Source organism: Pseudomonas sp. NBRC 111119, from assembly GCF_001320125.1.
Taxonomy (GTDB): Bacteria; Pseudomonadota; Gammaproteobacteria; order Pseudomonadales; family Pseudomonadaceae; genus Aquipseudomonas; species Aquipseudomonas parafulva.
Genome location: NZ_BCAV01000019.1, coordinates 61,837 through 88,202, shown reverse-complemented (window position 1 = coordinate 88,202; position 26,366 = coordinate 61,837). Strand labels below are relative to the sequence as shown.

General features: G+C 65.5%; 30 protein-coding genes. 2 read left to right on the top strand and 28 right to left on the bottom strand.

What is annotated here, in order from left to right; all coding sequences use genetic code 11:
• Window positions 1-11: 11 nt before the first annotated feature.
• Entirely contained in the window at window positions 12-644 is a 633-nt protein-coding gene (locus APH25_RS07890) for an RES family NAD+ phosphorylase (protein ID WP_034006506.1), read from the top strand.
• A gap of 85 nt (window positions 645-729) precedes the next feature.
• Window positions 730-1,095 (top strand): DUF3742 family protein, encoded by a 366-nt coding sequence (locus APH25_RS07885; RefSeq protein WP_023103894.1) that lies wholly within the window; start codon window positions 730-732, stop codon window positions 1,093-1,095.
• Between the two features lie 11 nt (window positions 1,096-1,106).
• On the opposite strand, the gene APH25_RS07880 is transcribed toward APH25_RS07885, so the two are convergent.
• From APH25_RS07880 to APH25_RS07745, 28 genes are all read right to left on the bottom strand, one after another.
• A complete protein-coding gene (locus tag APH25_RS07880; RefSeq protein WP_034006510.1) occupies window positions 1,107-2,627 on the bottom strand; it encodes a conjugal transfer protein TraG N-terminal domain-containing protein in 1,521 nt (506 codons plus the stop codon).
• A 15-nt stretch (window positions 2,628-2,642) separates the two neighbouring features.
• Complete coding sequence (locus tag APH25_RS07875; protein ID WP_058166156.1) at window positions 2,643-2,999, bottom strand: hypothetical protein; 357 nt, start codon at window positions 2,997-2,999, stop codon at window positions 2,643-2,645.
• Window positions 2,996-4,390 carry an integrating conjugative element protein gene (locus APH25_RS07870; protein WP_023103896.1) on the bottom strand — a complete coding sequence of 465 codons (1,395 nt, stop codon included), beginning with the start codon at window positions 4,388-4,390 and terminating at the stop codon, window positions 2,996-2,998. Before APH25_RS07870 ends, APH25_RS07875 begins: the two co-directional genes overlap by 4 nt.
• A gap of 9 nt (window positions 4,391-4,399) precedes the next feature.
• The gene (locus APH25_RS07865) at window positions 4,400-5,347 is read right to left on the bottom strand and encodes a TIGR03756 family integrating conjugative element protein (protein ID WP_034006516.1); all 948 of its coding nucleotides are present in this window, start codon (window positions 5,345-5,347) and stop codon (window positions 4,400-4,402) included.
• On the bottom strand, window positions 5,344-5,790 hold the full coding sequence (locus tag APH25_RS07860) for a TIGR03757 family integrating conjugative element protein (RefSeq protein WP_017514119.1): 447 nt from the start codon (window positions 5,788-5,790) through the stop codon (window positions 5,344-5,346). The genes APH25_RS07865 and APH25_RS07860 overlap by 4 nt, the downstream gene beginning before the upstream one ends.
• Window positions 5,791-5,951: 161 nt before the next feature.
• Window positions 5,952-6,446, bottom strand: coding sequence for a DNA repair protein RadC (gene radC / locus APH25_RS07855; RefSeq protein ID WP_034006518.1), 495 nt, complete (start codon window positions 6,444-6,446; stop codon window positions 5,952-5,954).
• A gap of 177 nt (window positions 6,447-6,623) precedes the next feature.
• Window positions 6,624-7,388 carry a thioredoxin domain-containing protein gene (locus APH25_RS07850; protein ID WP_034006520.1) on the bottom strand — a complete coding sequence of 255 codons (765 nt, stop codon included), beginning with the start codon at window positions 7,386-7,388 and terminating at the stop codon, window positions 6,624-6,626.
• A gap of 13 nt (window positions 7,389-7,401) precedes the next feature.
• A complete protein-coding gene (locus APH25_RS07845; protein ID WP_034006522.1) occupies window positions 7,402-10,269 on the bottom strand; it encodes a conjugative transfer ATPase in 2,868 nt (955 codons plus the stop codon).
• The gene (locus APH25_RS07840) at window positions 10,269-10,709 is read right to left on the bottom strand and encodes a TIGR03751 family conjugal transfer lipoprotein (RefSeq protein ID WP_029885961.1); all 441 of its coding nucleotides are present in this window, start codon (window positions 10,707-10,709) and stop codon (window positions 10,269-10,271) included. Before APH25_RS07840 ends, APH25_RS07845 begins: the two co-directional genes overlap by 1 nt.
• A complete protein-coding gene (locus tag APH25_RS07835) occupies window positions 10,690-12,120 on the bottom strand; it encodes a TIGR03752 family integrating conjugative element protein (RefSeq protein WP_034006524.1) in 1,431 nt (476 codons plus the stop codon). The genes APH25_RS07840 and APH25_RS07835 overlap by 20 nt, the downstream gene beginning before the upstream one ends.
• Window positions 12,110-13,036, bottom strand: a complete 927-nt coding sequence (locus APH25_RS07830) for a TIGR03749 family integrating conjugative element protein (protein ID WP_034006526.1) — start codon at window positions 13,034-13,036, stop codon at window positions 12,110-12,112. The genes APH25_RS07835 and APH25_RS07830 overlap by 11 nt, the downstream gene beginning before the upstream one ends.
• Complete coding sequence (locus APH25_RS07825) at window positions 13,033-13,722, bottom strand: PFL_4703 family integrating conjugative element protein (RefSeq protein WP_023835765.1); 690 nt, start codon at window positions 13,720-13,722, stop codon at window positions 13,033-13,035. Before APH25_RS07825 ends, APH25_RS07830 begins: the two co-directional genes overlap by 4 nt.
• On the bottom strand, window positions 13,719-14,117 hold the full coding sequence (locus APH25_RS07820; RefSeq protein ID WP_034006529.1) for a TIGR03750 family conjugal transfer protein: 399 nt from the start codon (window positions 14,115-14,117) through the stop codon (window positions 13,719-13,721). Before APH25_RS07820 ends, APH25_RS07825 begins: the two co-directional genes overlap by 4 nt.
• 12 nt (window positions 14,118-14,129) lie before the next feature.
• Window positions 14,130-14,489 (bottom strand): TIGR03745 family integrating conjugative element membrane protein, encoded by a 360-nt coding sequence (locus APH25_RS07815; protein ID WP_023103906.1) that lies wholly within the window; start codon window positions 14,487-14,489, stop codon window positions 14,130-14,132.
• Window positions 14,490-14,505: 16 nt separating this feature from the next.
• A complete protein-coding gene (locus tag APH25_RS07810; RefSeq protein ID WP_009459672.1) occupies window positions 14,506-14,739 on the bottom strand; it encodes a TIGR03758 family integrating conjugative element protein in 234 nt (77 codons plus the stop codon).
• Window positions 14,736-15,119 (bottom strand): RAQPRD family integrative conjugative element protein, encoded by a 384-nt coding sequence (locus APH25_RS07805; RefSeq protein WP_034006531.1) that lies wholly within the window; start codon window positions 15,117-15,119, stop codon window positions 14,736-14,738. Before APH25_RS07805 ends, APH25_RS07810 begins: the two co-directional genes overlap by 4 nt.
• Window positions 15,120-15,217: 98 nt before the next feature.
• Window positions 15,218-15,967 (bottom strand): TIGR03747 family integrating conjugative element membrane protein, encoded by a 750-nt coding sequence (locus APH25_RS07800; RefSeq protein ID WP_034006534.1) that lies wholly within the window; start codon window positions 15,965-15,967, stop codon window positions 15,218-15,220.
• The gene (traD, locus tag APH25_RS07795; protein WP_034006537.1) at window positions 15,964-18,153 is read right to left on the bottom strand and encodes a type IV conjugative transfer system coupling protein TraD; all 2,190 of its coding nucleotides are present in this window, start codon (window positions 18,151-18,153) and stop codon (window positions 15,964-15,966) included. The genes APH25_RS07800 and traD overlap by 4 nt, the downstream gene beginning before the upstream one ends.
• Window positions 18,154-18,157: 4 nt before the next feature.
• The gene (locus APH25_RS07790) at window positions 18,158-18,697 is read right to left on the bottom strand and encodes an integrating conjugative element protein (RefSeq protein WP_034006540.1); all 540 of its coding nucleotides are present in this window, start codon (window positions 18,695-18,697) and stop codon (window positions 18,158-18,160) included.
• Entirely contained in the window at window positions 18,694-19,299 is a 606-nt protein-coding gene (locus tag APH25_RS07785) for a transglycosylase SLT domain-containing protein (protein WP_034006542.1), read from the bottom strand. Before APH25_RS07785 ends, APH25_RS07790 begins: the two co-directional genes overlap by 4 nt.
• Window positions 19,281-20,006: a TIGR03759 family integrating conjugative element protein gene (locus tag APH25_RS07780; RefSeq protein ID WP_034006545.1), complete on the bottom strand. Its 726-nt coding sequence runs from the start codon at window positions 20,004-20,006 to the stop codon at window positions 19,281-19,283. The genes APH25_RS07785 and APH25_RS07780 overlap by 19 nt, the downstream gene beginning before the upstream one ends.
• 14 nt (window positions 20,007-20,020) lie before the next feature.
• Window positions 20,021-20,662 carry a membrane protein gene (locus APH25_RS07775; protein ID WP_034006547.1) on the bottom strand — a complete coding sequence of 214 codons (642 nt, stop codon included), beginning with the start codon at window positions 20,660-20,662 and terminating at the stop codon, window positions 20,021-20,023.
• Complete coding sequence (locus APH25_RS07770) at window positions 20,659-21,258, bottom strand: PilL N-terminal domain-containing protein (RefSeq protein WP_034006548.1); 600 nt, start codon at window positions 21,256-21,258, stop codon at window positions 20,659-20,661. The genes APH25_RS07775 and APH25_RS07770 overlap by 4 nt, the downstream gene beginning before the upstream one ends.
• A 160-nt stretch (window positions 21,259-21,418) precedes the next feature.
• Window positions 21,419-21,901 carry a hypothetical protein gene (locus tag APH25_RS07765; RefSeq protein ID WP_049308129.1) on the bottom strand — a complete coding sequence of 161 codons (483 nt, stop codon included), beginning with the start codon at window positions 21,899-21,901 and terminating at the stop codon, window positions 21,419-21,421.
• A 114-nt stretch (window positions 21,902-22,015) separates the two neighbouring features.
• Complete coding sequence (locus tag APH25_RS07760; RefSeq protein ID WP_058166161.1) at window positions 22,016-24,295, bottom strand: helicase-related protein; 2,280 nt, start codon at window positions 24,293-24,295, stop codon at window positions 22,016-22,018.
• Window positions 24,296-24,430: 135 nt separating this feature from the next.
• Window positions 24,431-24,736, bottom strand: coding sequence for a hypothetical protein (locus tag APH25_RS07755; RefSeq protein WP_023093452.1), 306 nt, complete (start codon window positions 24,734-24,736; stop codon window positions 24,431-24,433).
• 90 nt (window positions 24,737-24,826) lie between these two features.
• Window positions 24,827-25,147 (bottom strand): hypothetical protein, encoded by a 321-nt coding sequence (locus APH25_RS07750; protein ID WP_034006818.1) that lies wholly within the window; start codon window positions 25,145-25,147, stop codon window positions 24,827-24,829.
• Window positions 25,148-25,197: 50 nt separating this feature from the next.
• Complete coding sequence (locus APH25_RS07745; protein ID WP_256127524.1) at window positions 25,198-26,331, bottom strand: DUF6094 domain-containing protein; 1,134 nt, start codon at window positions 26,329-26,331, stop codon at window positions 25,198-25,200.
• Between the last annotated feature and the right edge of the window lie 35 nt (window positions 26,332-26,366).

Here is a 26,366-nt window from a genome sequence, read left to right as displayed (position 1 = left end):
GCGAGACTGCCATGAGCCACGAGCTGCCTTCGTTCCTAATCGATGCCGGTGAACTGCTCCAGCACGTGAGCCGCGTCGTCTATCGGGGCAGCCCGCTGTACTATGGCCGCAGCAGCACCAATCGCTACGACGACCCTGCCCGGGCCTATGGCGTGCTCTACCTGGGGTGCGACCTGCCCACGGCGCTGATGGAGTCGGTGTTTCACAAGCATCAGTGGCTTGATGACGCGAAGCGCTCGATCGCATTGAAAGAAGTCCAGGGCAGGATGGTGCGCGCCGTAGGGGTGATGGCCGACGTGCTTCTGGCCGATCTCACGGCACCAGGCGTCATGGCGGGCTACTTTGGCCTGAACCTGGAGCAGTTGGCCAGCCGTGGCTACACGCACACGCAGCAGGTGTCCGCTCATGTGCATGCGATGGTCGGCGACGACGGCCAACCTCTGTTTGACGGGGTACTCTATCCGTCGCGCAACAACTATCCCGCCAAGAGCATCGCCCTGTTCGAGCGTGCGGGAACGAAGGTCAGCGTCATCGAGGACATCGATCTGGTTGACCATGTGGACTGGCCGCGTTTCGTTGCCACCTACCGCATCGGCGTGGAACCCGACCCCGGCCCCATAGAACCGGATGACGAAGCGTCCTGAAGCAGCGAGAAGACGCATTGGAAGCCCGAAACGGAATGAAGTGGAGCACACTGGAATAGGCATTCCTCAGTAGCAGGAGACGACCATGAACACCACAACCCGCACCAGCACCGCAGAACGTATCGGCCGCGCCTTTGGCCGTGGATGGCGTGCCTATGCGCGTGGCGAACGGCGGGTATCGAATTGGTTGGTGGCCAAAGGGGTGCCTTCGGTTGGTGCCACAGTGCTGCTGTGGGCGGTCAAGCTGGCTGTGCTGGGCGCGCTGCTCTACGCCGCCTTCTGGTTCGCACTCGTGTTGCTGGGAGTCGTGGTGGCGGGATGGGCGGCGGCTGCCAATACCTCGGAAGAAGACGAGTGGCCGTTCACCGACCTCACCGAACTGCGCAAGACACCCGGCTACGATCCCAATCTGTACAACGATACGTCGCACGAGTTGTACACCGACGACTGATCGGCACCGCGCTACTTCAGCTTACCTCCGGTAAGGGCCCCAGCGCCTTTACCGCCTGCTTGGCCGGCGCTCTTGCTGCCATCTGAAAGCCCCTGGATGACGTGCCCGGCCCGAATCCCAACCCAGGTAAGGCTCGCAAGCCAAAAGCCCGGCAAGACCAGGAACATCGTGCCCATGACGAACATCAGGAGCAGGTCGCCAAAGGCATTGTTCAACCCCACCAGCGGATCGAAGTTAGTGTGTGGCCGGTTCCAGCCGAAGCCCCACCCATAGAGCGCATCGAGGATGGTGCTATCGATCCAGCGTGCGAGTTGGAACCAGAAATCGGTGAAGAACAGCGCGAACTGCACGACGCTGACGGTGACGACCGTCTTCAGGTCATAGGTTCCGACGACCAGTACGAGCGGGATGCAGATGACCAGTGCCATCTTGAGCAAGGCAAGCACCATGGGCAGCGCCTGGCGCACCACGTCCATGGCGGGAAATGCGGCAAGTGCCCCGACCGCCATTCCTACATCCCCCGTGGCCCGCGTCACGATGTTCGGCAGGGTCTTGTCGATCTGGCCGCCGTAGTCGGTATAGACCGAACCCTGGTTGAGCTTCTGCTGTCGCGGTGACGCGATGGTACGGACCACCGAATCGTCCACCTCGGTACGGCTCAGGAACCCGGCCCAGCCCGCCAAGCGATTCAACAGGCTGGGGTCCACTTGGCTCAGCAGGCGTGCCCGCAGGCCGTTGCTGCCATCGGCCCACCACTGCCTGCAGGTCGGGTAGCCGCCGCCACTGGCTACCTGCGCAAGCCCTGCGTCGCGGGTGTCGTCATAGGGCCATGACTCGCGCGCCGTGCTGGAACGGTAGCTGTCGTAGTAGCCGCCGGTGTCCGTGAAAAACCTCGAACCGATCCAGGTCACGTCGTTCATTTGAGCTTCGTCCAGCTCCGGCCGCGCCATGAACAATTTAGCGCGTGCAGGTCCGTAGCAGTCGTGTGTGAAATCGGCCACTTCCTGAGCCAGAACCGGGTCATTGATGCGGGTAGCGTCGATCTCCATGCGCATCTGTCGCAGGTCTGTCCCGCACGGGATTGCCGCCACTGAGGCGCTGGTGACGGCGCGCGAGAGCGCGTGCATGAAGGCCCACCAGACCGGCACCTTGGCACTTTGGTTGTTGATGGTGCTGAAGGACTGGGACCAGCCGGTATCCGTGGGCTGCGGCACGTTGACCTGGCACTGGGCCGAGCGCGAGCTGTCGTACTGAATTGTGTTGAGGTCCACGTCGATGAAGGGGATGCCGGCGAACATCACCACCACGATGGCGACGAACACCCGGTTCTCGATGCGTGCGGCCGAGAGCACGCCCTTGTTGCCTTCGTCGGCACCCTCCGCACGGGCCTTGAGCCATTCCTGCACGATGATCGCCACGAAGGGCAGTGCGAATACCCCACTGGATACCAGTACCGCCCAGATGCCGTTGTTGACGATCCAGGACACCAAGGTCAGGTAGTACTCCAGGTAGTCGGTCGTGAAAAGCGTCATGGCTCGGACCTCCCCTCAGCCCTGCATCAACAGGCTGGCTTCAAGCGCCACGATGGCAACGACGCCGGCGACCTCGCTGCGTACCAGGCGGCGCCGCGCTTGCGCGTCGTCCTCACGCGCAAGCAGCCGGCGACGCATCCAGACCCAGCCGTAGGCCGTCGCGCCATACAGGCACAGCCGCCAGACCAGGAAGTAGCCCGCTGCTGCCGCCAGCCAACGCTCCCAGCCCGCGACGCTTCCGACGAGGTAGATGCCAACGATGTTGGCACCCACGGCGACGGTCGCGAGTACCACCGTCCACAGCAGCGCCTTCGCTGCGCGCCGGTTGAACAGCCAGCGCGGGCGCAGCCAGGCCGCACGCATCAGGCTCATGGCCGGCCTCCCGGATTACCCTTCTGCAACTGATCGAGGCGGTCAGGCACCGGATCGCCTTCGTAGATGCCACGCGAGCCCGCCGCGCGCGTGCCGTGGCGCTGGATGATCGCCATGGGCGAGTTGTTCGCCAGCTCCCGGCGCAGCTCCAGCTCGGTCTTGAGGTTGCGAATCTCGCGATCGAGCGTGTCGCTCTCGTGGTTCACCGCCTCCACGGCGAGCTGGTTGGCCGCCACGTTGGGCTCCTTCTTGCCGGTCAGCAGCGTGCGTTGCAGCAGTAGCGCCTTCTCCAGCACCGACGCCAGCGCAACCTCGGACGCCAGGCGCTGCGACAGCAGGTGCTGGTCCGGTTCGTCGCGCAGTGCCTCGACCACGCCGCGCGTGATGGGCAGCGACGCGCTGCCGGCCTCCCGCAGGTTTTCGGGCGTCGTGTTCTTCGCCTTGGAGACCAGGTCCTGGAGCGCCTGCAGCTTGGCGTCGTACTCCTCCTGGATAAGGGGCGTCAGCCCGACGCCGGGCACCGTCTCCGTCTTGGTGCAGGCGTCGCAGGTGCGCTGCTCCTTCTCGCCGAGCACCCGTGTTGCCCACTCGATGGCCGCCTGCGGCGTGGTCCAGGTTTGGCACGACAGGCTCGTGCAACTGGCCGGAGCGATTGCCGACGTGTCGGTCACCCCGCGGCCATTGACCAGGTTGTAGCCCGCGCGGGTGACGTCACCGACCACCTTGATCGCGGGCTGACCGGAGCCGCCGGCATTGCTTCCTCCGACCCAGGGCACGCCATCGTTGCCACGGCGCGTCTCGGCCTGCTCGATGGCCGAGACGGCATCCGTGCTCGAAACAGCGTCACGCAGTGCCAACCCCTCTGCCATCTGGCTCCAGCCGAGTTGGCCGCCAGCCGTTTCGGCCATCTTTTCGGCCATGGCGCGGCACGTCAGCTTCGAGCGGTCGAAATCCAGCCGCGCTTGCAGAACGCCGTTGGTGAGCAGGTTGTAGAGGCCTGGATCTGCACGCTGGATGATCAACGCCGGCAGGGACGCCACAGCACTCGTAGCACTCTGGATCACCGAGGACATGATCTGCTGAAAGCCATTGGTGACACCGTTGAGTTGATTCTTCAACGTGGTCTGGATGCTCATGTCGCCGCAGATCAGATTGCTGTTCCAGCCGACACCCACGCCGAGCGAGCGCATGCCGGCTGCGCGGCCCATCGAAACGGCGCTGCCGCCGCCGATGGAGTACATGACGTCATCGCCGATGACGTTGCCGCTGGTCTGGTAGCCCAGTTGGCCCCAGGCCACGCCGCTTGCCAGAACCAACGCGCCGGTAAGCGCCAAACAGATCCTCTTGCCACGAGCCGGTGGGGAGAACTGCATAGAGTCGGAACGCTTCATCGCAGCACCTCAAAGGAAATCAACGCTGCCAAGGAACACCTGTCCACGGCGTTCGCAGCAGGCATACGGCCGCCACAGCGCCCAGGCGTAGTCGCCTTGCTGGGCCTGGGTCAGGAAGCCGGTGCGTGGGAAAACCGTGCAGGACGAGGACAGGACGGGCGTGAGTTCCTGCCACTTGCCAGTCGAGGCATCACCCTCCATCAGCGCGCCGGCGGGCCAGTAGCCATCGCGGGCATTGGCAAGCAGCGGCTGGTACACGTGCAACTGCCCGCGGCGCGTGACGACATCGCCCGCACGCTGGGCCACCACGGCTCCCGATTTGTGGTCGTCGGTCTGGTGCAGGAAGCCGCCGCGGGGATACACGTTGCCCCAAAGGTTCATCGTGGTGCGTGCGCCGACCTCGCGCATGCCGGGAATCAATGCCTCCGGGTAGGCCATCTCGGGCACGTTGTAGCGCCAGGCAAGCGTGTCCAAGGTGCTGAGCAGATACGGCATGAATGCCGTTCCCGCGCCCTCGCAGAAGTAGCCCGAGGACGAAACAAACTGGTTGAACACCTCGACGCCGGGATGGCCGATTACGTCGGCGTTCTTGAATTTCGCGAGATTGTTTTCGTGATCCTCGTTCGTCGTTCCATCGCCGCCCGCTTGGGCGGACGGGTTGGCCGTACTCATCGCCCGGACTTCGACCCACGGGTTCTCGCCCGTGTTGCTGTAGCTGGAGACGACCGCATCGGGGATGTAGTGGCGCACCTTGACAGAGGTGCGCACCGTGCAGCCTCCCCAGGTGCAGTAGAGCCAGTAGCAGATACCCACCACCCGGTACTCCAAGCAATCGGGCGAGGCCACCGAGGCAACGATGGCGGTGGTGTTCAAGGCGTAGCTACCCGTGGCACTGAGCAGCAGCAAGGAAGCCACGCCAGCCCGCATGCGGCGCATAAGGTCGAATGGCCTCGTCATGGCTGGGTCCTCCGACGCTGCTCGATGCGCGCGACAGCGCGGGCCACATCCGGCTCGCCATAGACCACGTAGCGCTGATCCACCACGACAGCAGGGATGCTGGTGATGCCCAGGCTCCATGCGTCGGTGACGCCCTGGTATGCGGAAGCGATGCGGCGCTGTAGGTCGGCGCCGCCTTGGTTCAGCCGACGCTTGACGGTGGCCGCCGCCTGTTCGGGGGCGGCGGGCAGTTCCGCAGAAAGCTCCGCTTCAATCCGGCGGGCTTCGTCCAGCTCGATCAGCCGCTCGCCGCCCATGGTCTTGACCGGGTGGTGGCTGTCGGTGACGACCAGTACGTCGGCTGCGAAGGTGACGGGGCTGAACACGGCCAGGGACGCCGGCAGCGCCACGACGAGACCAAGGGTTCGCCAGCCCGACGCGAACGTGGAAAAGGATGCCGGCATGTCGCGTGCCCCGAAAGTTGATCAGGGCCATAGTCAAACGCGAACCCGATGCCACCCCAACAAACAATGCGCATCGCGGGCTGCCCGCATACCTGCTTGTCCCGCGCCATAAAAAAACGGAGGCCGAAGCCTCCGCGAGGATCAATGAAGCAATGCGACCGTTACAGCAGGCCTGACTCCGCAAAGGAGAACGGGGAACCTTGGCCTACGATGATGTGATCCAGTACCCGTACATCGATGAGCGCCAGCGCGGCCTGCAGTTGCTGGGTCAGCACACGATCCGCGCTCGACGGCTCGGAGATGCCCGAGGGGTGCTGGTGCGCGAAGATCACCGCGGCGGCGTTCAACTCCAGCACACGCTGTACGACGACACGTGGATAAACAGAAGTCGAGTTGATCGTGCCCCTGAGCAATGGCTCGTAGGCCAGCACCTGGTGCATGCTATCCAGGAACACAACGGCGAATATCTCGTTGGGTTCAGCGACCAGTTTCACGCGCAGATAGTCCCGCACGGCGGCCGGCCGGCTGAGGCATGGTCCAGCTTTGAAGATCCGTTTTTCCAGCAGCACGATGGCTTGCTGGATGATCCAGTCTTCGTGCTGGGCAGCTACGGCGGAAAGCGACTCCACACAGGAGTCATTGATGGCGAAAGACATGGCGAACCTCCAGACGGTGAGATCGGAGGGCGCCCCCCCCGAGGGCAAGCCCTCCTGGGGATGAGAATGAAAAGATGCATCCATCACCGCGATTGCGGTGACCGTTCGCGGCCAGGATGCAAGGCGAACGAGTCGCGGTCAGCGCAGAGGACTGCGCCGTAGCCTTGCAGACCGGGGCTACCTGGGCATGTCGCCGACGACGTCGGCAGGCATTTCGGATGTGGGTGTGCTGGTCGGACCGTCAGCCGCCAGCATGTCCATGGCTGACAGCAAGGCATCGCCCTCGATCGGCCCCTGCAGCAGGATGGCCTGGCCCGTTTGGCGATCGAGCAGGCGCAGCGACGGCGTGGCGGTTACGCCGCTCTTGGTGGCTTCCGCAGATTGGGCGCGGATAGCCGCACTGGGCCTTTCGCTTGCCATGCACCGCTCGATGGCTGGCGTCGATTCGGGGTAGCGCAAGCCATCGGGCAAGCCCTGGCCGTCGCTGCGCGTGTGGGCATAGACCCATTCGATCGCCTGCCAGAACGCGACATGCCCACCTGCTTCGGCAGCGCATTCCACTAGGCGTGCCTCGGCTGACGCGGCCGGCTCGTGCTCGGCCAGCGGCTGGTGGTGCCATTGCAGCGCCACGTCGGTGTTGTTGCCGATCCACCGCTTGAGCTGCGGGAAATACTCCCGGCAGAACGGGCACTCCAGGTCGGCATAGAGCGTCAGCGTGAAACGGCCTTTGGGGTTGCCCATTAGCCAGGGCGGCCCGGCCACCGGTGCCATGCTGACCGGCGTGGGCGGCTGCGGCGGGGATTCGCCGGGCGACCTCGACACAAGCCAGATCAGCAGCAGCGCGACCAGCACAGCAGCCAATGCCCAGGGCCAGCGGGGCCGCCCGTTGCGGCGGCGGAACGCCTGGACCTGCATCGGAATGGAAGGACGTTTCTGTTCCATGGCGTTCTCCGTCTTACGACAGTTCCAAGGCCGGTGACTTGATGCCGCGCGCCTGGTCGATCTTCTCGGCCACCTTGAAGGCCGCTTCCAGTTCGGTGCAGCCGTAGTGCTGCATGAGCTGGTAGCGCTCGGCCTTCTCTTCGGGTTCGGTCTGCGCCAACGCCAAGTACAGGCTGGGCGGCACGGCGCGGAACAGCACTTCCATGCTCTTGGAAAGGATGACACCCTCGGTGAACTTGCCCGCTTCTTTGCGCGCCGAGAGCATCAGCGCTTTCTGCGCGGGCGAGAGTTCGCGGAAGCGTGCAATCTTCTCGACCTCATCGGGCGGCATCGACAGGCAGATCCACCACTCAATCATGTTGAGCATGGGCTCTGCGGCACGCGGCAGATCGTCGATATTTTGTGTAGCCAGCCAGAACCAGGCCCCTAGCTTGCGCCACATTTTTGTAATTTTTACAACGTAGGGCGCGAGCAGCGGGTTCTTCGTGATGATGTGGCCTTCGTCGGTCACATTGATGATCGGACGGCCCAGGTACTGGTCGCGCTCGGCGATGTTGTTCACCGTGCTGATCAGGCTGATGTAGGCGATGGAGAGCTGCGCGTTGTAGCCCTCCCGGGCATAGGTCGCGAGATCCACCAGCGTGATGTCGGCCTCGGGCCACGGCGTGCCATCGCGATCGAACATCTCGCCGTCCGTGCCTTGGCAGAACATGTCCATCGCGTCCGCCATCTCCAGCAGCCGCACGCGCCGCATCTCGGGCAGCGTCGGGTCCTGGCCGCGCGTGCGCAGCGCGTTGCGCACGTCGCGCGTGAGCACCGTGCGTTTCTCGGCCACGCAGTGCTCGGCGGCATCGAGGATGCACTGGCGGATCAGCGAGCGATCGGCCCGCGTCATCCGGGCTTCTTCCTTGTCCTCGCCGCCTGTGATCATCAGCCGTGCCGTGATCTCCAGTTCACCCAGCACGTCGCGCTGCTCGTCCTCCTCCATGACCGAGGAATCGGCTGGCAATTCTTCATCCAGTGCATCGGCATCAAGCGTCTGCACGTTGCTGGGCGTTTCGATCAGTCGGCGAGCGTCGGCGAACGGCGCCAGGCTGATGCCCGAGCCAGGAGCCAGCTTGACCCGGTTCACGGTCAGACCCAGGCGCTTTGCGAAGTCGCTGAACAAGCCGAAGCTGTTGCCGGCTTCCACGATGAACAGCCGCGGCCGGTAGATGGCCGTGACCTGGTTCAAGAGGTTGTTGAGCGTTGCGCTCTTTCCCGAGCCGGTGGGGCCGAACAGGAACAGATGGGCGTTCATCTGCCTGTCCAAGCGGTTCAGTGGATCAAACGTGATCGGCCCGCCGCCGCGGTTGAAGAACGTGTTGCCCGGATGACCCGTACCCTGGCTGCGACCCCACGCCGGCGAGAGATTCGCCACATGCTGGGCGAACATCAGTTGGGTGAACCAGTTCCGTCGATCTTGCGCAGGGTTGTAGCAGCACGGTAGCCAGCGCAGGTAGCTGTTGAGCGGCGCGACTTCATCGTCCTCGCGCACAGGCTGCAACCCCGCGTTGAGCATCACGTTGGCGAGGTCCAGACCGCGCCTGTCAAGTTCGGCTTCATCGCGTCCGCGCAGATAGAAGGCCAGCGTGCCGCGGTAGAGCTTGTGCGCGCTGCCGATGAGCGAGCGTGCCTCCTGCACATCCTTGAGCGTTTGTTCCGATGCCAGTGTTTCGCCGACAGCCTTCTTCGCCAGGTGATTCAGGTGCGATTCGAGGATGTCCTGGGGCGTCGCCACCATGGTCAGACACATCGTGGTGTCTTCGGGCATCTGATCGAAAAGCGTGTTGATAGCGTCCCCCTTGCGGGTTTCGCCGGTCAGGTGCCCCGTACCGGGCGGCATGCGTAGCCGGTCGGTGACCAGTACGCGATGCGGCATACCGTCGAAGTACCAGGTGCCGTGCTCGGCATCGGAGCGAGGCTGACCGAAGAACAGCCGTTGACTGAAGTCCCGACCACTCGCCAGCTCGATCTCACCTTCCTCCACCTCGTCGGGATAGCGGGCCAGCGCATAGAAGCGCTCTCGCTCCTCAGCGCCGGGCCCGAGCATCGTGGGGCGTGGGTTGAACCAACGCAGCAGCCAGTCGTGAACATCGGCCGCGACCATGCGCCGGGCCTGGATGCCGGCGTTCGCCAAGCCGCCGCAGAGGCGATCGCAGACGATGTTCAGCATTTGCTCGGGTGTCTGGCCGCGGCGGTTCGCCTGCCCGGCGGCCCGGCGATAGACCACCATGCGCACGCGCCGCGTCTGGCCGCGCCAGCGCAACCGCGTGACCACCGTATCCTCGAACAGTCCGCCGGGCTTGGCCACCGCGCGCAGGTGGTGGCCAAAGAAGCGAAGGTAGAACTCGGTGAAGGCCGTGCTGCGGGCGCGCGGCTGCACGTAGTCGCGTAGCGTCTGCATGTACTGGTCGAAGCTGGGCTCGTCCTGTGCATAGAGCTGGAGCACCCACGGGTTCTCATCCAGCTCATCGAACGAGTCCTGGAGCGCGTTTTCGAGCGCATCGCGGGCATGCGCGAGCCAGCCCGGCTCCCGACCTTCGGTGCCTAGCGGGACCAGTTCGTAGAAGGCCGCGACCGATTGCCCGTCCTCCAGCAGCATGGACTTCGACGGTGGCAGGAACTCCACCCACGGCAGCAGCTCCGCGAATGACTGCGCAACGTCGTACAACGCCTGCTCGTCCGCCACGGTCGCCGGCCTGCGGCCCTGGACCGTCGCTCCGGGTTCGGCAATGCCGGCCTGGCGCAACGCCTCGACGTGGCGCTGCCAGCCGTCCGGCTGCTCGTCATTGCCACCATCGGATGCAGCCAGCTTCGCCCAGGGGAGTTTCCAGCGCATCAGTAGTCCTCCACGCGCTCGCCCGGCATGGCGTACTGCACACGCTGGTACAGGGGAAAGACCGTCGTGTAGCCCGGAACCGGCACGGGATCGGTGCCCGCCAGGTGCGGGTACACATACATGACAAGATCGGGGTTCGGCAGGCGGTGGAACTGGCGATAGACCTCGTTGCGCGCCGTGCGCGTGTAGCGCATCTGCTCGGTGGGCGCGGCCTCCACGTCGGCCTCGGTCAGCGGCCGGCGCAGGCTCTGGCGTGCATCGAGCAATTGCCTGCGCGCCACCTGGCCGGCGCCACCACCCCCGTCACCGGCGTTCTGCTGCCAGATGTCCATCATCGTGCTGTCGCCGTGGGGGAGCAGCTTTTCCTTGCTGGTGGCACAGCCGCCGAGCACCGCGACGGCGAGGGCCAGCGCCAGGGCCTTATTCAAGTTCGAGAGCATGGCTTTCTCCTGCGCGGTGATCGACCTTGCGGCCTTCGGGATCGAAGTCGATGGCGAGCGGCTTTTCGAGGTGGACGGCGACCTTCGCGCCGGGCTGGACATAGACAGCGGCGAACGCCTGGCCGTATAGCTTGTTCACCCAGTCGGCCATGTCGCGCACGCCACCGGCCAGGATGCGGCCCACGGCTTCATTGCCCGAGATACCGACGCTGCCGATGGAGCCGTCGGCGCCGACGTAGGACATCTGGCCGCTGTCGCTGTCGATCAGCGAGGCGACGCCGGCACCGGCGGCGGTAATCAGGGCTTGCGAGCCAAGGTACTGCTGGGCGTTGCTGCGCCGCTCCCCGCTGACGCAGGGAATGCCGTATGGGTCGCTGATCCAGCCCAGGCCTCCACTTTGAGAGTTCTGCTGCTGGTTGTTCTGCTGGTTGCCGTCGCGGTCTTCGGGGATGGTGCGGATCGTGCCGTCGTGGAAGACGAAGGTGATGCTGCGTACCTGGCCGCGCACGCACGAGAGCGTCCAGTCGCCCGATGCGGTGCCGCTGAACACGGCACCGGCCACGTCGGGAATGTCGATGCCATTGGCGGTCAGGTTGTCTTGTCCGACCAACACCTTGAAGGGGTACGGATCGTTGACGGTTCCGTCGATCGGCACGCGGCCGATCAGCGCCGTCATCGCCACCGACCCCATCAGCGTCGAATTGGTCGGTACGGTATAGACGGCCTTGGCGCTCTTCACGCCTGCGGCGCGTGCGCCCGCGTTCGCCACGGTTTCCGCCGTGGTTTCCAACTTGCTCTGCGCGGGGCCGAAGCTCGTCGGGAAGCTCATGCCGCTACCCGTGCCACGACTGCTGTTGCGCCCCTCGGCTTTCCTCGCATCGTCGGGTTCGACCCAGCGCACGCCGCCTTCCATGCCGGCCTCGTCGCCGTCACGCAGCCCCAGACCCACCGGCAGGTCGGCATGGCCGCCGCCACGTCCGCCGATACTGTCCAGGCGCCGTTGCAGGTCGGCCAGCAGCCCTTCGGTCTGCTGGCGCGCGCTGGCTGCCTGCTCTTGGTCGCGACGCAGGTTGGTGCGCTCGGAGTCGAGGGCCGAATTGATGCGCTGGTCAATGGAGTTCTCGCGCTGGCGCAGTCGCTGGTTTTCTTCGCGCTGGGATTTGTTGTCCGAGAGCGCGGTCTGAAGCTCGGTGCGCAACTGCTTCACTTGGGCAACGAGCGTCGCCACGGTGTCGCGCGGGGTATCGCCCTCGATGCCCAGCGCCTTCATTTCCGCTGGCGTGAGCTTGGCGCCGGCATCCGCGGTCGGTGGTGCCGAAGTGCTGCCTCCCGAGAACAGCCGGATGGCGACGAACAGCACCAGCACGGCAACCGGGATCATCAGCCACTTCAGGAGTCCATTACTGCGCATGGCGGACCTCCTTGCGGTCGGTGCCATCCTGGGAACTGGCTTCCGGTTGCGGGAGATGCACGGCCGGGTCGAAGCGGTTGACCGCTGGTAGCAGCGATTGCGCAAGGCCACGCCCGCGCGTCACCAGGTACAGGACGGTCGTGTCCTCGGGCGTCCCGCGCGGGCCAAGCGCCTCGTGTTGGAAGGTGGCGGTGAGGAAATCGCCTTGCAGCACGCGCGGGTCCAGGGTGATCCAGCCGCTGCTGCTGTTGGTCAGGCGCACGGCGGTCACCCACTGGTCTTCCAGACGCCATGACGCGAGCGCGACCGCGCGCACGGGCAGCGTCGGCATCAGCGTGCCGAGGTCGAGGTCACGGCGCAGGTTCACCCGCATGACGCTCGGCAGCGGCTCCACGGTGCGTAGCGGCGCGTAGAGGTTCTGTGCGGCGAAGCGCGTCAGGACAACCGACACCGGGGTCTCGCGTCGCGCCGCTCGCGCGCCGGCCTGGTCCTGGGCGCGCGCCGGAGCTTCGTTGTCATCGCCGGGCTGATCGCCATAGCGCGCCGGGGTGCTGTTGCCCTCGACGATGCGCACTGGTTCCAGCTCGGCTTCGCCGTCCTTGGCTGGCTCCGCCGCAATGTCCAGCAGGATCAGCGCGCCCGTGTCGGCGTCCTGCAATTGCAGCCGCGTGGGCTCGATCGGCTCGCTAGCGCGCAGGTACACCGCGCCGCCCGCGCTCTGCACCCGTAGGCGCTCGCCGACGCCCGCAGGTACGCCCACGCGGACGTTGCGGTCGATGAACACGATGCGCTCGTGGCCGACCTTCAGCGGCACCGCCAACGGCATACGTTCCCAGCGCAGGATCTCCACTGCCTGGACAGCAGGAGCAGCGGCCACGGCCAACAGCCCCAGCAGCGTGAGTACAGGATGCTTCATGGGGTTTCTCCTTGGGGCGCTTGCGGAGACAGGCCGCCAGACGCCGGGCGCGTTGGCTCCGGCGTGCTGATGCGCTGGGGCGCGCCCTCATAGCAGTCGAGCGCCAGGCCGAACGGGTTGCGGGCAGGATCGACGTCCACCCGCGTGACCTTCACTGGATAGCGCACCAGAGCGCGCTTGACTTGCTCGGCGCCGTAGTACTCGTCGGCGGTGATGTCCAGCGTCACCACCCAGTCGCGGTCGGAGACCACGCGCACGCGCGCCGTAGGGTCGTCGCCGTAGCCGCGGCCGGGGATTTCATAAATCCCGCGCACGCGCTGGCGCAGCTCGCCCGTGCTGCGGCGGTAGTCGTAGTCCGCGCGAAGGAAGGCCTGGCAGGACGGGGTGAGATACGGCGAGAGCGTGTGGAGGTTGCGCGCGTAGTCCTCTTCGCCATTCGTCGGCCAGCGGTTGAGCGTCTGGAACACGTAGAACGTGAACGCATAGACCGATTCGGGCGGCACTTCCCACCACTTCCTGGTACTGCCGGAGCGCAGGTCAGGCGGAACGTGGATGGTCAGATCGCGCGGAGCGCTCCACCAGCCGCCACCCATGACCAGGGCGACGATGACCAGGGCGCCAGCCCCCAGGCGAAGCGTCTTGATGTGCGCCTGCAGGTGGGTGATCTCGTTCTTGAAGCGGCTCATCGCGCGCTCCTTCGGGTGCTCCAGAAGCCGGAACGCGAGATCAGCACATGGCCGCCCACCCAACCCGCCATCAGTGGATGACGTGTCGCAATGCGCCATTGCAGTTGCCGATACAGCCAGGTGTCGGGACGCCCGCGTTTGAGGCGGCGAAGAATGCCGCCGCCGATGAACACGCCCAAGGCCACGCCCAGGACGACGAACGTGGGAGCTAGCGCGATCGTGCGGAACACCCACGACAGCGGCGCGCCGACCAGCAGGCCGGCGGCGCCGGACAAGCCGCAGCAGATCCACAGCTCGTCGGCGGTGAGGCCGCGCACGACAACGGGGTGGCGGTTGAGCCGGTGTGGAAGGAACGTCACGGTCCCGTCCGCACGGACGTGCTGCTGCTCAGACATACCGGCCTCGCCTTACAGGATGCCGGTGGCTTCGGTGAGCAGCCAGATGCCGATCACGAGCAGGACGGCGCCGATGGCGACCGTGAGGCCGAACTGGCCCCACGTCTTGCGGCCTGTGTGGATTTCCGCGTAGGTCCCGTAAGCGTGGTAGCACACGCCGATGAACATCGACGCCACCACCAGCAGGGCTACGAGCATGATGATGTCGTAGCCGTAGTTGCGGATCGTTTCCATGATGCCGTTGCCCGTGCCGCGGGTCGGGTTCTCCAATTGCGGCAGCCCCTGCGCGAACGACAGCACGGGCAGCGCAGCGGCGCCCAGGGCCACGGCGGCGCGCTGGGCAAGACGGGAATTGAGGATGCGGTTTTGCATGGTCATGCCTTTCAGGTCAGGAGAGGAGGAAGAAAGTCAGGACGAGGTACATCGCGACGAATCGGATGCAGACGCCGAGGAACTGGCGTTGGTTGAGGCGGCTCTCGGACCACCCCACGTAGGCCGTTCGCATGGCCCATACGCCCCAGACGAGCAGGACCGCGAACACGACGCCGACCAGGACGGTCGCCATCGCTGAAGGTGCGATGCCGCTGTTGGCTTGAAATGCCGAGACCTGGGCGCCGTTCATGGCTTGCCCTCCGCGGTCGTCGGCGGTGATGGCGGGACGACCCGCTCCGTGCGGTAGTCGCCGGCCAATTCGGACGGGTCGCGCGGCTGGGCACGCGACGGTGTGAGATGGGCCTGGATGCCGGCGCGCACGCGCGCCAGGTCAGCCAGCAGCCTCGGGTAGTCGAAGTGGTAGCGCTCGCCCGGCTGGATGGGGGCATGCGCGGCGCTGTCGGCGACCGTGCGCTCCAGCGCGTCGAGTTGGCGCAGCGCTGCGACCAGCTCCTGACGCTGCGCTGGGGACTCGGCCAAGGCCATCGAGGACTGGCCCAACACAAGGACCGTCACGAGAAAAGTGGGCACGCCGCGATGCGCGGCGCGCAGCCAGATCGGAGCCAACATCGCGCCATTCCTGTGTGATCAGCAATGGCTAGATCGTGGAGATCAGGGCTGTTTCAGGCCGCAAACAATAGGAACCTGCGGATGACCGGATTGATCGGCTAGAGGTACTTCTTGAAGCTGCCCGCAGTCAGGCTCACGGCCAGTCCCAGCAAGGCGGCGCTCGGCAACAGGATCAGCAATGGATGCACCGAGATCGGCAGTGCCAGGTACGTGATCCACGGCAGCACGGCCAGGGGCATAAGGCTGGCTTTCGCGCGGTGGTAGATGAACCCGGATTCGCGGCCCGCGCCGAACCTGCGCACGTCGCGCCGCACCAGACCGTCAATCAGACCGACGAAAGCAGCCGTGAAGATCAGTGGCAGCGTGAGCACCAGGACCAGCAGGCGCACTAGGAAGGTCAGCGTCGTGAAGGCCGCGGCGATCAGGTAGCTCTCGGCCCAGACATAGGCTTGGCTGATGTAGTAGCGGAAGTTGCGCGCCTGCTCGTGGCTGGGCGCGCGGATGCGCTCGGCGGTCTGGCTCATGCGCGCCAGCAGCCCGGAGCGAACAAACACCCATTCGTAGCCTGTATCCACCAACTCGTGCGCCGTGCGCCCCGGCTCCTGCACGACCACGCTGCGCGTGAAGTGGTTGGACAGATGCCCAAGCTCGTACTGCAACATCTGCTGGGAATGGCGCCAGCCCTGGTCCTTCCAGAACAGGTGCATGCCGACGCACTCCACCACGATCGAGAACAGCAGCGAGCCGATCAGCACTCCAAGCAAGCGAAACGGCAAGGTGATGGTGCCGACGATCAGGCCCTGGCGCTGGTTCTGCTCCCGCTGCGCGGTCGATGCGGCGTCCTTCACGGCGCGGCCTCGTCGCCACTGTGGTCGGTGTCGGTGGCCACCGCAGCAGGCTCGGCTGGAGCAGCATCATCCAGCAGGTCATCGGGCAAGGCCGCATCCTGCAAGGCCGGGGAACTGGTGAACTCCCACCACTGCGTAGCCTCGCTGTAGCTCTGGCGCATGTACCCTGCCAGTTGTTGCAGGTCCGTCGGCATCACTTCATCCGGGTCTGGTAGCGGCAGCGGCATGCGAACCTTCCAAAGCTGGCCGCCCTGCAGCAGCGCGAAGCATTGGCCTTTTGGCAGGCCGACTACGTGCGATGGCTCGATCATCGGCACGCTGGACATGCTGATGCGGTCCTGGGTGTTCGACGTGAAATCCGTCGCGCCGCGGATGTCCGAACTGTCGGTTGCCCCGGAGACGATGGTAGTGGTATAGACCTCGACCTTCGGCAACTGCCGCGTCAGCAGTTCGGCAGTGGCAGTCTCGCGCACGCGCAGCATGAACAGGTTGTTGAAGTTGCCGATCACCTGGCCAGCTTTCGCGCGGTTGCCGATGCGGGCCTCGATGTCCGAGAGGGTCTGTGTGTACGCGGTGACTTGCAGCCCGGCGCCGCCGCCTTTGTTGATAAGCGGCACGAATTCGTCACCCATGAGTTCATTGAATTCATCCGCATGGACGTTAATCGGCACGCGCGCGCCAGCCGAGGCGTCCGGCAGGCCATCGTCGATTCCGTGCTTGTAGATATGGCCCGCGACCGAAACCAGGTCGGAGAACATGGAGTTGCCGACCGCTGCGGCAACCTCGGCGTCGGACAGCGCGTCCAGTCCCACATAAACGATGGCGCGCTTCCTGATGACTTGCATCCAATCGAAGATCGGGCGCGGGTCGGCCAGGTCGGAATAGTTCGGTGCCAGGAGCTGCGCGATCTTGCCGCTGGTTAGCTTTTCCAACAACGGCAGCAATGACGCGACGATCTTGTCGAAGTAGGTCTTGTCGTACCGAACTGCCGAGCGCAGTCCGTCGAGCACCGGGTCGTAGTTGCGCGCCTGGGAGAGATACTGCTCCAGCGCAACCACGCGCTTCTCGCGCCCGATCATGTTGCGCGGGATGTTCTTCTCGTTGAGCTTGGCCTCGATCTGGACGATCACCTCCCAGGCCTTGGGCTCGGTCTTGGCGAAGTAGTGCTGGGCGTACTCGATAAACAGCGCGTCGATGTTGATGACGTGCCGCTGGATCAGCATGTAGTCCGGGCGCTGTCCCAGTTCCACCAGGGCACGGGCAATGATGTTGACGAAGCGCCACGCGAACTCCCTGAAGGCCGCGCTATTGCCTTCACCGGAGAGTTGCCCTGCGATACGGGTGGCGACTTCCGAGATGCGACCGAATCGGCCCACCGCGTTGTAGCGGGCGCTGATCTCCGGCCAGCCCAAGTGGAAGATGTAAAACTCGCCTTCACGGCCCGCGCGCTTGGCCTCGACATACATGCGCTTCAAGAGGTCCGCATCCCCTTTGGGGTCGATGACGATCACGACTTCGTGCTCGCCGGCAGCGCTCTTGCGGCGGATGTCCTGGGTCACGAACAACTCGGCCAGTCGCGTCTTGCCCACGCGCGTGGTGCCCAGCACCAGCGAGTGCCCGACACGCTCGCCGAGCGGTAGGCTGACGTCCACCTCGTCCGGTTCGATGCCGTGCAGGCGTGGCATGCCGCCCACAGGCGGCAGCGGACGCACCGGGTTGAAAGGAGCATCCCAGCCCGTGAGCGCGGACAGCCGGGATAGCGGGAACGGCGCGAACTCCAGCCGCTCCTCCAGTCGCCGTGCCAGCCGGTAGGCAGGCGTCGGCTCGACGTATCGGCGGAACTCCGGCCGGTACGTCTGCATCAGCCTATGGGTGTGTTTTTGTTCCCACAGGAACCCGCGCCCGATGAAAAGCCGCTGCTGGCTGACGGGCACGTCCTTGCTCGTCATCACGTAGCGCGACAGGCGGCGGATGTTGCGTCGGTAGCGCAGGATCACGCGGGCATCGCGATAGCGGATCGCGCCGTAAGCGCCGAAAGCCAGCGCGCTGCCGACGCCCATCGACGGGCTCAGCGCGAGCGACCATGGGGCCACCAGGCACAGAAACGCGGCGCCTGCACACGCCGCGACGGTGTATAGCTCCACCGCTGGGCGTAGCAGAACCTCGACCGGCTGTTTCCCCGACATGGCTTCATTGCTCGATGCCGGTGGCCGTGATCAGCGCCGGGTAGTGCCGCAGCCCCAGGCGATCGGCCAGGTCGTCTCCGGCTACGGGCGCGAGCGGCACGCCCGGAACCAGGGCACGCAGCCGTGCCAGGCCCTGCGCGGTCTCGACATTGACCACGAGGCCGACCGCGCCGCGTTCGCGCAAAGCAACGCCGCGGCGCTGCAACCAGGCCCGGGAGGCGTCGTCGTCGCCGACGACCACGAACGGCCGCAGGCCGGGCGCTTCGATCACGCGCCGCGCGACGGTGCCGGGCGTGAGCTTGGCGCTACGCACCGGCAGCATCGCTGCCTCGTCCGCGGGTGTGGCGGGAACCTGTGGCGTCGGAATGGGCGGCCGGCCCGGGACATCGGCGCGCGGCTGGAGGTTGAGGGCCTCGTAGTACGGCAGCGCCGACATGCCACCGCGATCTTCGACCACGATCAGCGGATCGCCGGCACGCGATGCCAGCGGCAGACCTGCCAGCAGCACAAGCAGGCCCCGCAGGGCCAGATGGGATTTCGTCATGGGGAAGTCTCCTGGCGCGAGGCGAGCACCGCGGCGTTTGGATGTGCGCCCTGCACACGCGCGAGATGGCGCGACACGCTGCGCCGGTAGCGGGCGGCGGGCTCGCCGCCCGCAGGACGGTGGTAGCGGCCGATCGCGAGCAGCCAGTCTTCGCCGGACGTGTGCTGCTCGTTCAGGATTTCAGCGGCGATGGCGAGGTTTCGATACGGGTCCAGCAGGTCGCACGCGCTGGTGAAGCGATGCTTGTGGTAGCCGAGGTTGATCTGGCCCAGGCCTGCATCGATGCGCGTGTGGGGCGTGGCGCGCATTGCCTGTTGCAAGCCCGAGCAGGCGTCGGCGCGCGTGGCGAAGCGGCGCGACTGGCCGGCGACATTGAGGGACCACGGCCACGGGACGATGCGCCCGTTGCGCCGAATACCGCTCTCCTGCAAGGCCACGGCGTAGAGCACGGTCGAGGGGATGCCCGCCCGCTGGGCGGCGAGCTGGTAGGCCGGTGGCGGAACCTCCTGGGCATGGACGGCGCAGGCGCACAGGCCGGTAGCAAGCACCAGTGCGCACAAGAGCTGCGAGACGGAGGTGGCCGCTACGGCTGACGCTGCCATTGGCCGTTCACCTCGCGCACAGCCGCGGGCAAGTCACCGGGGAGGCCCAGCGACAGCCAGCGGCCGCCATCGTGGTTGAGTGTGATGCTGCCGCTGCGCACCCGTGCCGGGTCGATCTGCGCGCGCTTGGCCCAGTCGCGGATGCGTGCGTCGTCCTGGCGGCTGCCCACCATATACAGGTCGAACTCGGCACCCGAGGATTGCAGGCGCTGCACGAGCTGCCCACAGGCCGCGCAGCCGTCCTTGACGAACACCGCCATTCGGCCGCTGCCGCGCGCGGTGCCGGCGCCCGGCCCGTCGTCGGGCAGGTTCACGCGCTGCATACCAGGGTTCAGGCGCTGCCAGGCTTCGTCGTAGGCACGTTGATAGGCGAGCAGCTTCTCGACGCGGCGTGCCTCGACTTGCACCTGCAGCTCTGCATAGCGCCGCCGTTCTTCGTCGGTGCGTGCCTCGATGCCTAGGGCAGACAGCGGGTCCAGGTTGGGCGAGTAGATGCCCAGCGGCCCATCCATCAGCTCGCGGTAGCGCGCCCATTCCTGGGGTTGGAGGCCCCAGTTGCTTGCTACTCGGTCGTCCAGGACGCGGGCGGCCAGCGGGCGCTCCTGGCTCTGCGCATTGCGGGCGGGAGCTATGGCTGACTGCTGCGCCCACGCGGGCCACTGGACTGAAGCCAGCAGGAGTGCGGAAAGGATGATCGACGGCTTCATGTCGTGTGCTCCGATCAGGGAATCGCCACGCGACGGGTCTGGTCGCCGGCTTGGAACACCGCGGCGCTGCCATCGATTGCCTGCAAGCGCCATGGACCGACCGCATCACCGGGCAGCAGCACCTGAAGCTGGTCGGGCGTAAAGTTCCCACTGCTCGGCACGACGGACACGCTGAGCTGGCCGGCGCGCAGTTCGGCGCCGACGATGCGGAACGGCAGTGACGGCGGTTCGGGCTTGGCGGCGGGCTTGCTCGATGTGCGCGGCTGGGTGGGTGTTGCTGCACGTGCGGCGGTCTGGCGCGTCTTGATCTGCTTGATCTCCGCGCGCAGCGCCTGAAGGTCATCGGCGGCTGCGTAGCCGCTCAGTGTTTTCTCAACCTGGGAAGCGCGTGCTTCCAGGATTTGGCGGGTGTCTTTGAGGTCCGCCGCCGTTGCGACGGCCGGACGCTGCTGGATGGTCTCGATGGCCTCGGCCAGGGCCACCGCCTGCGCTTCGAGGCGTTGCAGACGGGAATCGAGCCGTTCCTGGTCGGCCTGGTCGCTCATCGCCTGGTAGCCGAGGGCCACGATGACGCTAAGACCGAGCAGCCAGAGCCAGAGCAGGCTTTGCACCACCACGGCGGCGGTCGGGCGACGCGAAGATTGCGGAGCGTTCACGGCTGGCCTCCTGGAGTGGAAGGCATCAGCGGGAAGGTATGCACCGCATCGGCGGCGGTCGGTTCGGGCATGGGTTCGGCGGCCACGCTGTCGCCGGGCCGCTCGAAGCAAATCTGTCGTGCGCGGTCATCCGCGTGCAGTTCCCAGGCCGGACCAGCCAGGGTGAGCAGCGCATCGCGCAAGGTCATGGGACCGAGATGCAGGTGCGCCGCCGGGAGCGGCAGCTCATACAGCTCGATCACGGCATGCGCCGTTTGGCACAGGCTGTAGCCGCTGCGCTTGAGCACATGCCGCAGCCCATCGCCGACCGTGGCGCGGGCATCCTCTGGCATCGAAACATCGATGGTCTGCAACAGCAGGTCGCGCTGCGCCGCCGTGGGGGCCAGCTCGACCAACGTGTAGCGCCCGTAGCGCACAACGGGGATGTACTCGGGCGCTTCGGGTTCGGGCGCGGTCGAGACTTCCTCGAAGGCATCGGGTGCGTGCGGCGCAGTCGTTGTCGCGCAGCCGCCAGCCAGTACCGACCAAAGCAGGCCGAGAAATCCCGTCAGCAGGCGGCGTTCGGGATGGTGAAACCAGGGTGGAGAGGGGCACATGGCGCGTCGTCCTGAAACATCGAGCCCTCACCATCGCCGCTCGGGTCACGAGCAGCAGCAAACAATGCGAACCAGGCAGCGCCCGATTTCCCGACAGCCTCACTCCAAAGAAAAAGGCCCCCGAAGGGGCCAGTGAAAGCGCAGATCGGACCCTGCCGAATCAATCCCGAGCCAGCTTCAAGCCGGGATCGACCTGTGCCAGTTGGGCATGCGCCCAGCAGCGCACGAGCTGGCCGTTCTCGCCGAGCGGCCGGTCCGCCACCGCCGCCGAGTACTCGTCGGTGTCGCTGGTGTCGTAGCAGACGACCTTGATCTCGCCGGTGTCGCAGCGAATGGAGTGGATATGGCCGTCGGTCATATCGACCACGACGACCTGCGAGACAAGGCCCAGTTCGCGGGCGGCCGACAGGATGGGGCCATATTCGGCAGCGTCGAAGCAGACGAACGGCCCTTCGTACCGGGCTTCTTCGGCCAGATCCTTGGCTTTGTAGTAGTGGGCACCCTGATCGTATTCCTCCTGGGTGGTTCTGACCTTGAAGACCGGCATGTCAGGGGTGCCGGAAACATCGGCGCAGGCGACAGCGACTTGCATCTCGATCTCGCCGCCGTCGGCGGGTTCGATCGAAGGGGTGTTGGTGTTCATGGAAATCTCCTTGAAATGAAAATGCGTAGCCATGCCCGCGAAGAACACGGGCATGGCTACGAGGTAGGAACAACAGAAATGCCGACGGCGCTAGGCCGGCTTGTGGCGTGGGAATCAGGCGGCGACCAGTTGCCGGGCCAGTGCGACCTCGACGGAATCACCATCCTGGTTCAGGACATCCAGCCCCGATTCGGGTACATCGCCCGAGGTGGACTGCGAGACCATGATCTTCTTGGCCATCAGTTCGAGGCATGTCATCTGCGAGGAACCGGCGTAGCCGAGATAGATCACGCGCACGGGGTGCTTCTGCCCGATGCGCCAGGAGCGGCGGGCCGCCTGCTGGAGCGAGTACACGTTGTAGCCCGACTGCATGAACACGATTGTCGGGAAATCCAACAGGTCCAATCCCGTCTTGACCAACTCGGGGTTGGTGATGAGCACGTCGATGCCACGATCCAGTTGCTCGGCAATCCAGTCCTCGCGGCGGCTTGCATCCACGCTCGCGCGCAGCACCGCCACCTTGAAGCCTTCCTGCTCCAGCAGTACCTTCAGGCGCGACGTGGTGTCGCGCGTGCCGGTATAGACCGTGTAGGCGAGGACCTTGCGGCCCTGCGCCTTCTCCTGTTTGCAGATCTCGATCAGCTCACGCTCCTTGGGGCTGATCTCGAACTCGTTGAACTGAGCCGGGACGAACGCCAAGGTGTTGCGCGTGCGCGGATGCACCACGGTTTCCGACCGGAAGCAGCAATCCGGCCAAGCCAGCAGCACGTTGAGGACCACACCCAGCAGAGTCGTATCGCGTCGCGCCAGAGCCTGTTTCAGCTCCGCGGTCAGCCGACCCGCCAGATCGCGGTAGGCCGCGGCTTGCGCCGTGTCCATCGCGACTTCGCGGAACTCTTCGTCATACGGCGGCAGGACGTTGCCGCCGATGTCCTTGAGCTTGAGGAAAATCGTGAACGGCAGGATGCAGCGCAAGACGCCCTTGGGGCCGAAGCCCGGGGCTTTGACCGTGCGCACCGATACCTTGGTGCCCTTGGCCGTCTTGTGCGCCGTGCCGGTGCTCTCGGAGTAGATGTCCTTCAAGACTCCGTGATCGCGCATGAACGCCATCGCGGCCGAGGTCATGCTGCCGCTCGTGGTCGGGCGGTAGCCGTCTTCGATCATCCGCCCCGGAAGGGCTCGGAACAGCAGGTAGAACAGATCGTCCCCGTAGCCGCCCATCAGCGTGCCAGTCAGCAGCAAGGTCTTGCGAGCCTTCGCTGCCAGCACGCCCATGGCCTGGCCTTGGGCACTGCCGCCGTTCTTGTACTCGTGCGCCTCATCGGCGATGAGCAGGTCGAACGTGCCTTGCGGCAGGTAGCGTTTGACGAACTCGGACGGCTGGTAGCCGCCTTCGCCAAAGCCGAACTCCATGTTGGCCATCGCACGTTCCATGCGGGTGGCCTGACGGTCGGAAAACACCAACTCGCCGTTGCCGTCCATGAGGTTGATGAACTCATGGATGTTGTCGCCGAGCATCGAGGCCAGGAAGCCGTCTCCGAACTTCTGCATCAGCTTCTGCGCGGTGACTGCCCCGATGGTCGGGATGCGCTTCAAGGCTTTCAGCACGGCCGAGGACTGGTCGCTGCCGGACAGGCTGCGTGGGCGGATCAGCGTCCACAGGGGCGCGGCGCAATGGCTGCACTTCCTGCGGTACTCCTCGGCTTCGAGCGCGACCGGGTTGACCGGCTCGCCGTCGAGGTCGGTGATGACCGTGCCGCAGTCCGGGCAGGCCGCCACGTCGCCGTGGCGGGTGCGCCGCTGGGTGAAGACAGGCTTCCAGTGGAACCCCATCCGCATCCTGACGCGCCCCAGGACAAAGAACTCCTGGCCGGTCGGCTGCACGCCCAACTGCTCGCGCAGCTTGATGAGCTTGACCAAGGTATCGGGGCCGTTGAGCACCCAGACCTTCGCGCCCGCTACTGTCTCCTGGATTTCGCGCCGCCACTTGTAAACAAGGTGCGGGGGCGAGAGAACCAAGGTCCGGCGGTAGCCTTCGGCGTTGAGCACAGCGGCCGTGGCGATGCCGACGGTCGTCTTGCCGCAGCCCATCTCGCCATTGACGATCGCGGCGCGCTCGCCACGGTCAATCAGCAGCTCCGCGGCGGCGTGGACGACTTCGGCCTGGGCCTGGAACAGCTTGCGCTTGAGGCTGGCGACGATGAGCTGGCGATGTGCCTGCGGTTGGCCGGTATAGACCGGCGGGTTGGCGCTGTTGAGGGCGTCGAGCAGTTCGTCGCCGAACTCGCCGACGAAATCCTGAAGGCTCAGGGTCAGAGGGGAAGATTCCGCGTCGAGCAGTTCGCCCTGTACGGGCGCGGCTTCAGCGGTAGTGGTTTCGAGATCGAGGGACATGGTGATGCTCCAAAGAAAATGGGGCATGCACCACCCCCAGCGGGGCAGTGGCATGCCCCGTGGTGGGAAGTAAATCGACGCGTGGCCGACGGTGGTTGAAGGTGCTGGCCTGGGCGGCCAGCGGCTGAACCGTGCTCAGTCCTCGGACGGCAGAACGATGACGGTGGCGTGGCGCTCCGCGTCGGTAACGATGCGAATGGCCAGCCCCGGATGGATCACGTAGTGCGATGCCAGCGATGCGCCTGATTGAAGCGCGGTGCTGTTGGCCTGCCATTGCTGGACGTTGACGTCGCCCCAGTCGCCACGGGTGTGGCGCCTGAAGTACGGGATCGGGTCGAGGCGACCCGAGCGGACCAGGCGGTCAATGCCCTTGCTGAAGATGAGCGCCCCGATGGGGAACGCCAGGCTCTGACAGTAGGTTTCGATGCGATGTGATGCCATGGGCTCCTCCTTGATGAGTCATTGAGCCACGACACCCCTGCCGGAGTGAAGTGGCTCCGTCAGGAGAATGAGGATGACGATGTGGGGACGTCAGATCAGGTCTCGCTCTTCGGGAAGCTGGACCACCGTGGTCTGATGGTCCTCGCTGGTCTTGATGATCAGCGCCAGGTCCGGCGTGATCCTGAACTGCGAGATCATCAGGTTGTCCTGTTGGATCGCCACGTCGTTGGCTTGGCGTGTGGCCTCATCGATCTCGCCCCAGTCCCCGCGCACATGGCGCTGGACATAGGCTAAGGGGTCGATCAGGCCTCTTCGGGCCAGCCAATGCACCTTCTCGCTCAACTTCAACGTACTCGGTGCGAACAACGGTTGCTTGTGCGGCGCTGGCCGCTTGAACGGATTGGGGAACATGGTGTTTCTCCTTCGAGGTGGTACAGCAGGACGGCAGCGCGTCCGGTGGATCAGCGGATGGTCAACACCTCGCCCCGTGTCGCGGAGCCAGGCGTCATGTCCCACGCGCGGATGACGGGCACAAATTTGTCGGTGAGGATGCGGGTCTCGGCGATGGAGCCGTCTTCGCGTTCGGTGAATTCCCGCTGGAGCGTCTTGTCCTTGTGGGTGTCACCTTTGACGACGAGCACGCGCCCGGTCTTGGAGCGCACAACCCCCGAGATCGCGCCCGCGGCCAGAGCCAGGGCGAGATGCCAGTGGGACAAAGCCCGCGCCGGTGGACGCAGCGACTGCTGCGCGGCCCCCAGGTGCGTGTCCAGCGACGGCCAGAGGCCTTGCAGCCTGCCAACCTCGTCGGCGAACTGCTCGGGCTCCATCGTCACGCGGAAGAAATGCTCCGGCTCGGCCGGACTGGCGGGGACGATGTACGGCAGGAACGGCCAATCGCTCGGCAGCTCCTCGGCTTCGACTCCGCCAAGCCCAACCTGCAGCAGCAGATTGCGCACGGCCTTGACGCCATCGGGAGCCTGTTCACGCTGTCGCACCCTTCGGCCGAAGATCACCACCTGCTTGAACTGCGTTTCCACCGCTCGGTAGATGCGCAGGTCCGTGTAGTGGCGTGTCAGCCAACCGACCAACTCCGCGTCGAGCACGTAGCCGGGGACGATGAAGACCAGCACGCCGCCGTACTGCAACAGCGACAGCGAACGCTGATAGAACAGCTTTTCGAGGCGGGCACGGCCCTGGCCTTGGTAGCCGATGTTGCCGTTGACGTCCTTGGACAGGTCGCCATACGGCGGGTTGAGCCAGAGCAACCCGAAGGATTGCTTGGAGACCATCGTGTCCATCAGGTCCGCGTGCAGGCAGTGATCGACCAGGCCGCGGGCATGACGTGCCCGCTCCGGGTCGAACTCGACGGCGAACGCCTTGGCCTGCTCGCGCCCGAGGGCATGGGCGGCTTCGGCGATCGCCACGCCTTCGCCGGCGCAGGGATCGAGGATGCACATCGGCCCGTCGCTGGGCATCAGTGCGTTGAGGGCTCTTTCGAGCGTGGGTTCGTCGGTCGGGTAGTAACCGTTCTTAGCGAAATTGCGGGCGAGCCGCGGGAACATGAGGGCCATGGAAGTCTCCTGGTTGGCGGGGATGAAACACGGAAGCACGCCAAGGCGTGCCTCCGTGG

Excerpts from the sequence above, each read along its gene's own strand:
- APH25_RS07845 (WP_034006522.1), bottom strand. The coding sequence starts at position 10,269 with ATGCGCTGGAAACTCCCCTGGGCGAAGCTGGCTGCATCCGATGGTGGC.
- APH25_RS07830 (WP_034006526.1), bottom strand. The coding sequence starts at position 13,036 with ATGAAGCATCCTGTACTCACGCTGCTGGGGCTGTTGGCCGTGGCCGCT.
- APH25_RS07790 (WP_034006540.1), bottom strand. The coding sequence starts at position 18,697 with ATGACGAAATCCCATCTGGCCCTGCGGGGCCTGCTTGTGCTGCTGGCA.
- APH25_RS07765 (WP_049308129.1), bottom strand. The coding sequence starts at position 21,901 with ATGAACACCAACACCCCTTCGATCGAACCCGCCGACGGCGGCGAGATC.
- APH25_RS07870 (WP_023103896.1), bottom strand. The coding sequence starts at position 4,390 with ATGAAGCGTTCCGACTCTATGCAGTTCTCCCCACCGGCTCGTGGCAAG.
- APH25_RS07840 (WP_029885961.1), bottom strand. The coding sequence starts at position 10,709 with ATGCTCTCGAACTTGAATAAGGCCCTGGCGCTGGCCCTCGCCGTCGCG.
- APH25_RS07835 (WP_034006524.1), bottom strand. The coding sequence starts at position 12,120 with ATGCGCAGTAATGGACTCCTGAAGTGGCTGATGATCCCGGTTGCCGTG.
- APH25_RS07885 (WP_023103894.1), top strand. The coding sequence starts at position 730 with ATGAACACCACAACCCGCACCAGCACCGCAGAACGTATCGGCCGCGCC.
- APH25_RS07805 (WP_034006531.1), bottom strand. The coding sequence starts at position 15,119 with ATGTTGGCTCCGATCTGGCTGCGCGCCGCGCATCGCGGCGTGCCCACT.
- APH25_RS07860 (WP_017514119.1), bottom strand. The coding sequence starts at position 5,790 with ATGCCGGCATCCTTTTCCACGTTCGCGTCGGGCTGGCGAACCCTTGGT.
- APH25_RS07820 (WP_034006529.1), bottom strand. The coding sequence starts at position 14,117 with ATGTCTGAGCAGCAGCACGTCCGTGCGGACGGGACCGTGACGTTCCTT.
- APH25_RS07750 (WP_034006818.1), bottom strand. The coding sequence starts at position 25,147 with ATGTTCCCCAATCCGTTCAAGCGGCCAGCGCCGCACAAGCAACCGTTG.
- APH25_RS07850 (WP_034006520.1), bottom strand. The coding sequence starts at position 7,388 with ATGGAACAGAAACGTCCTTCCATTCCGATGCAGGTCCAGGCGTTCCGC.
- APH25_RS07785 (WP_034006542.1), bottom strand. The coding sequence starts at position 19,299 with ATGGCAGCGTCAGCCGTAGCGGCCACCTCCGTCTCGCAGCTCTTGTGC.
- APH25_RS07865 (WP_034006516.1), bottom strand. The coding sequence starts at position 5,347 with ATGACGAGGCCATTCGACCTTATGCGCCGCATGCGGGCTGGCGTGGCT.
- APH25_RS07875 (WP_058166156.1), bottom strand. The coding sequence starts at position 2,999 with ATGAGCCTGATGCGTGCGGCCTGGCTGCGCCCGCGCTGGCTGTTCAAC.
- radC (WP_034006518.1), bottom strand. The coding sequence starts at position 6,446 with ATGTCTTTCGCCATCAATGACTCCTGTGTGGAGTCGCTTTCCGCCGTA.
- APH25_RS07825 (WP_023835765.1), bottom strand. The coding sequence starts at position 13,722 with ATGAGCCGCTTCAAGAACGAGATCACCCACCTGCAGGCGCACATCAAG.
- traD (WP_034006537.1), bottom strand. The coding sequence starts at position 18,153 with ATGTCGGGGAAACAGCCGGTCGAGGTTCTGCTACGCCCAGCGGTGGAG.
- APH25_RS07770 (WP_034006548.1), bottom strand. The coding sequence starts at position 21,258 with ATGTGCCCCTCTCCACCCTGGTTTCACCATCCCGAACGCCGCCTGCTG.
- APH25_RS07810 (WP_009459672.1), bottom strand. The coding sequence starts at position 14,739 with ATGAACGGCGCCCAGGTCTCGGCATTTCAAGCCAACAGCGGCATCGCA.
- APH25_RS07755 (WP_023093452.1), bottom strand. The coding sequence starts at position 24,736 with ATGGCATCACATCGCATCGAAACCTACTGTCAGAGCCTGGCGTTCCCC.
- APH25_RS07815 (WP_023103906.1), bottom strand. The coding sequence starts at position 14,489 with ATGCAAAACCGCATCCTCAATTCCCGTCTTGCCCAGCGCGCCGCCGTG.
- APH25_RS07890 (WP_034006506.1), top strand. The coding sequence starts at position 12 with ATGAGCCACGAGCTGCCTTCGTTCCTAATCGATGCCGGTGAACTGCTC.
- APH25_RS07780 (WP_034006545.1), bottom strand. The coding sequence starts at position 20,006 with ATGAAGCCGTCGATCATCCTTTCCGCACTCCTGCTGGCTTCAGTCCAG.
- APH25_RS07760 (WP_058166161.1), bottom strand. The coding sequence starts at position 24,295 with ATGTCCCTCGATCTCGAAACCACTACCGCTGAAGCCGCGCCCGTACAG.
- APH25_RS07880 (WP_034006510.1), bottom strand. The coding sequence starts at position 2,627 with ATGACGCTTTTCACGACCGACTACCTGGAGTACTACCTGACCTTGGTG.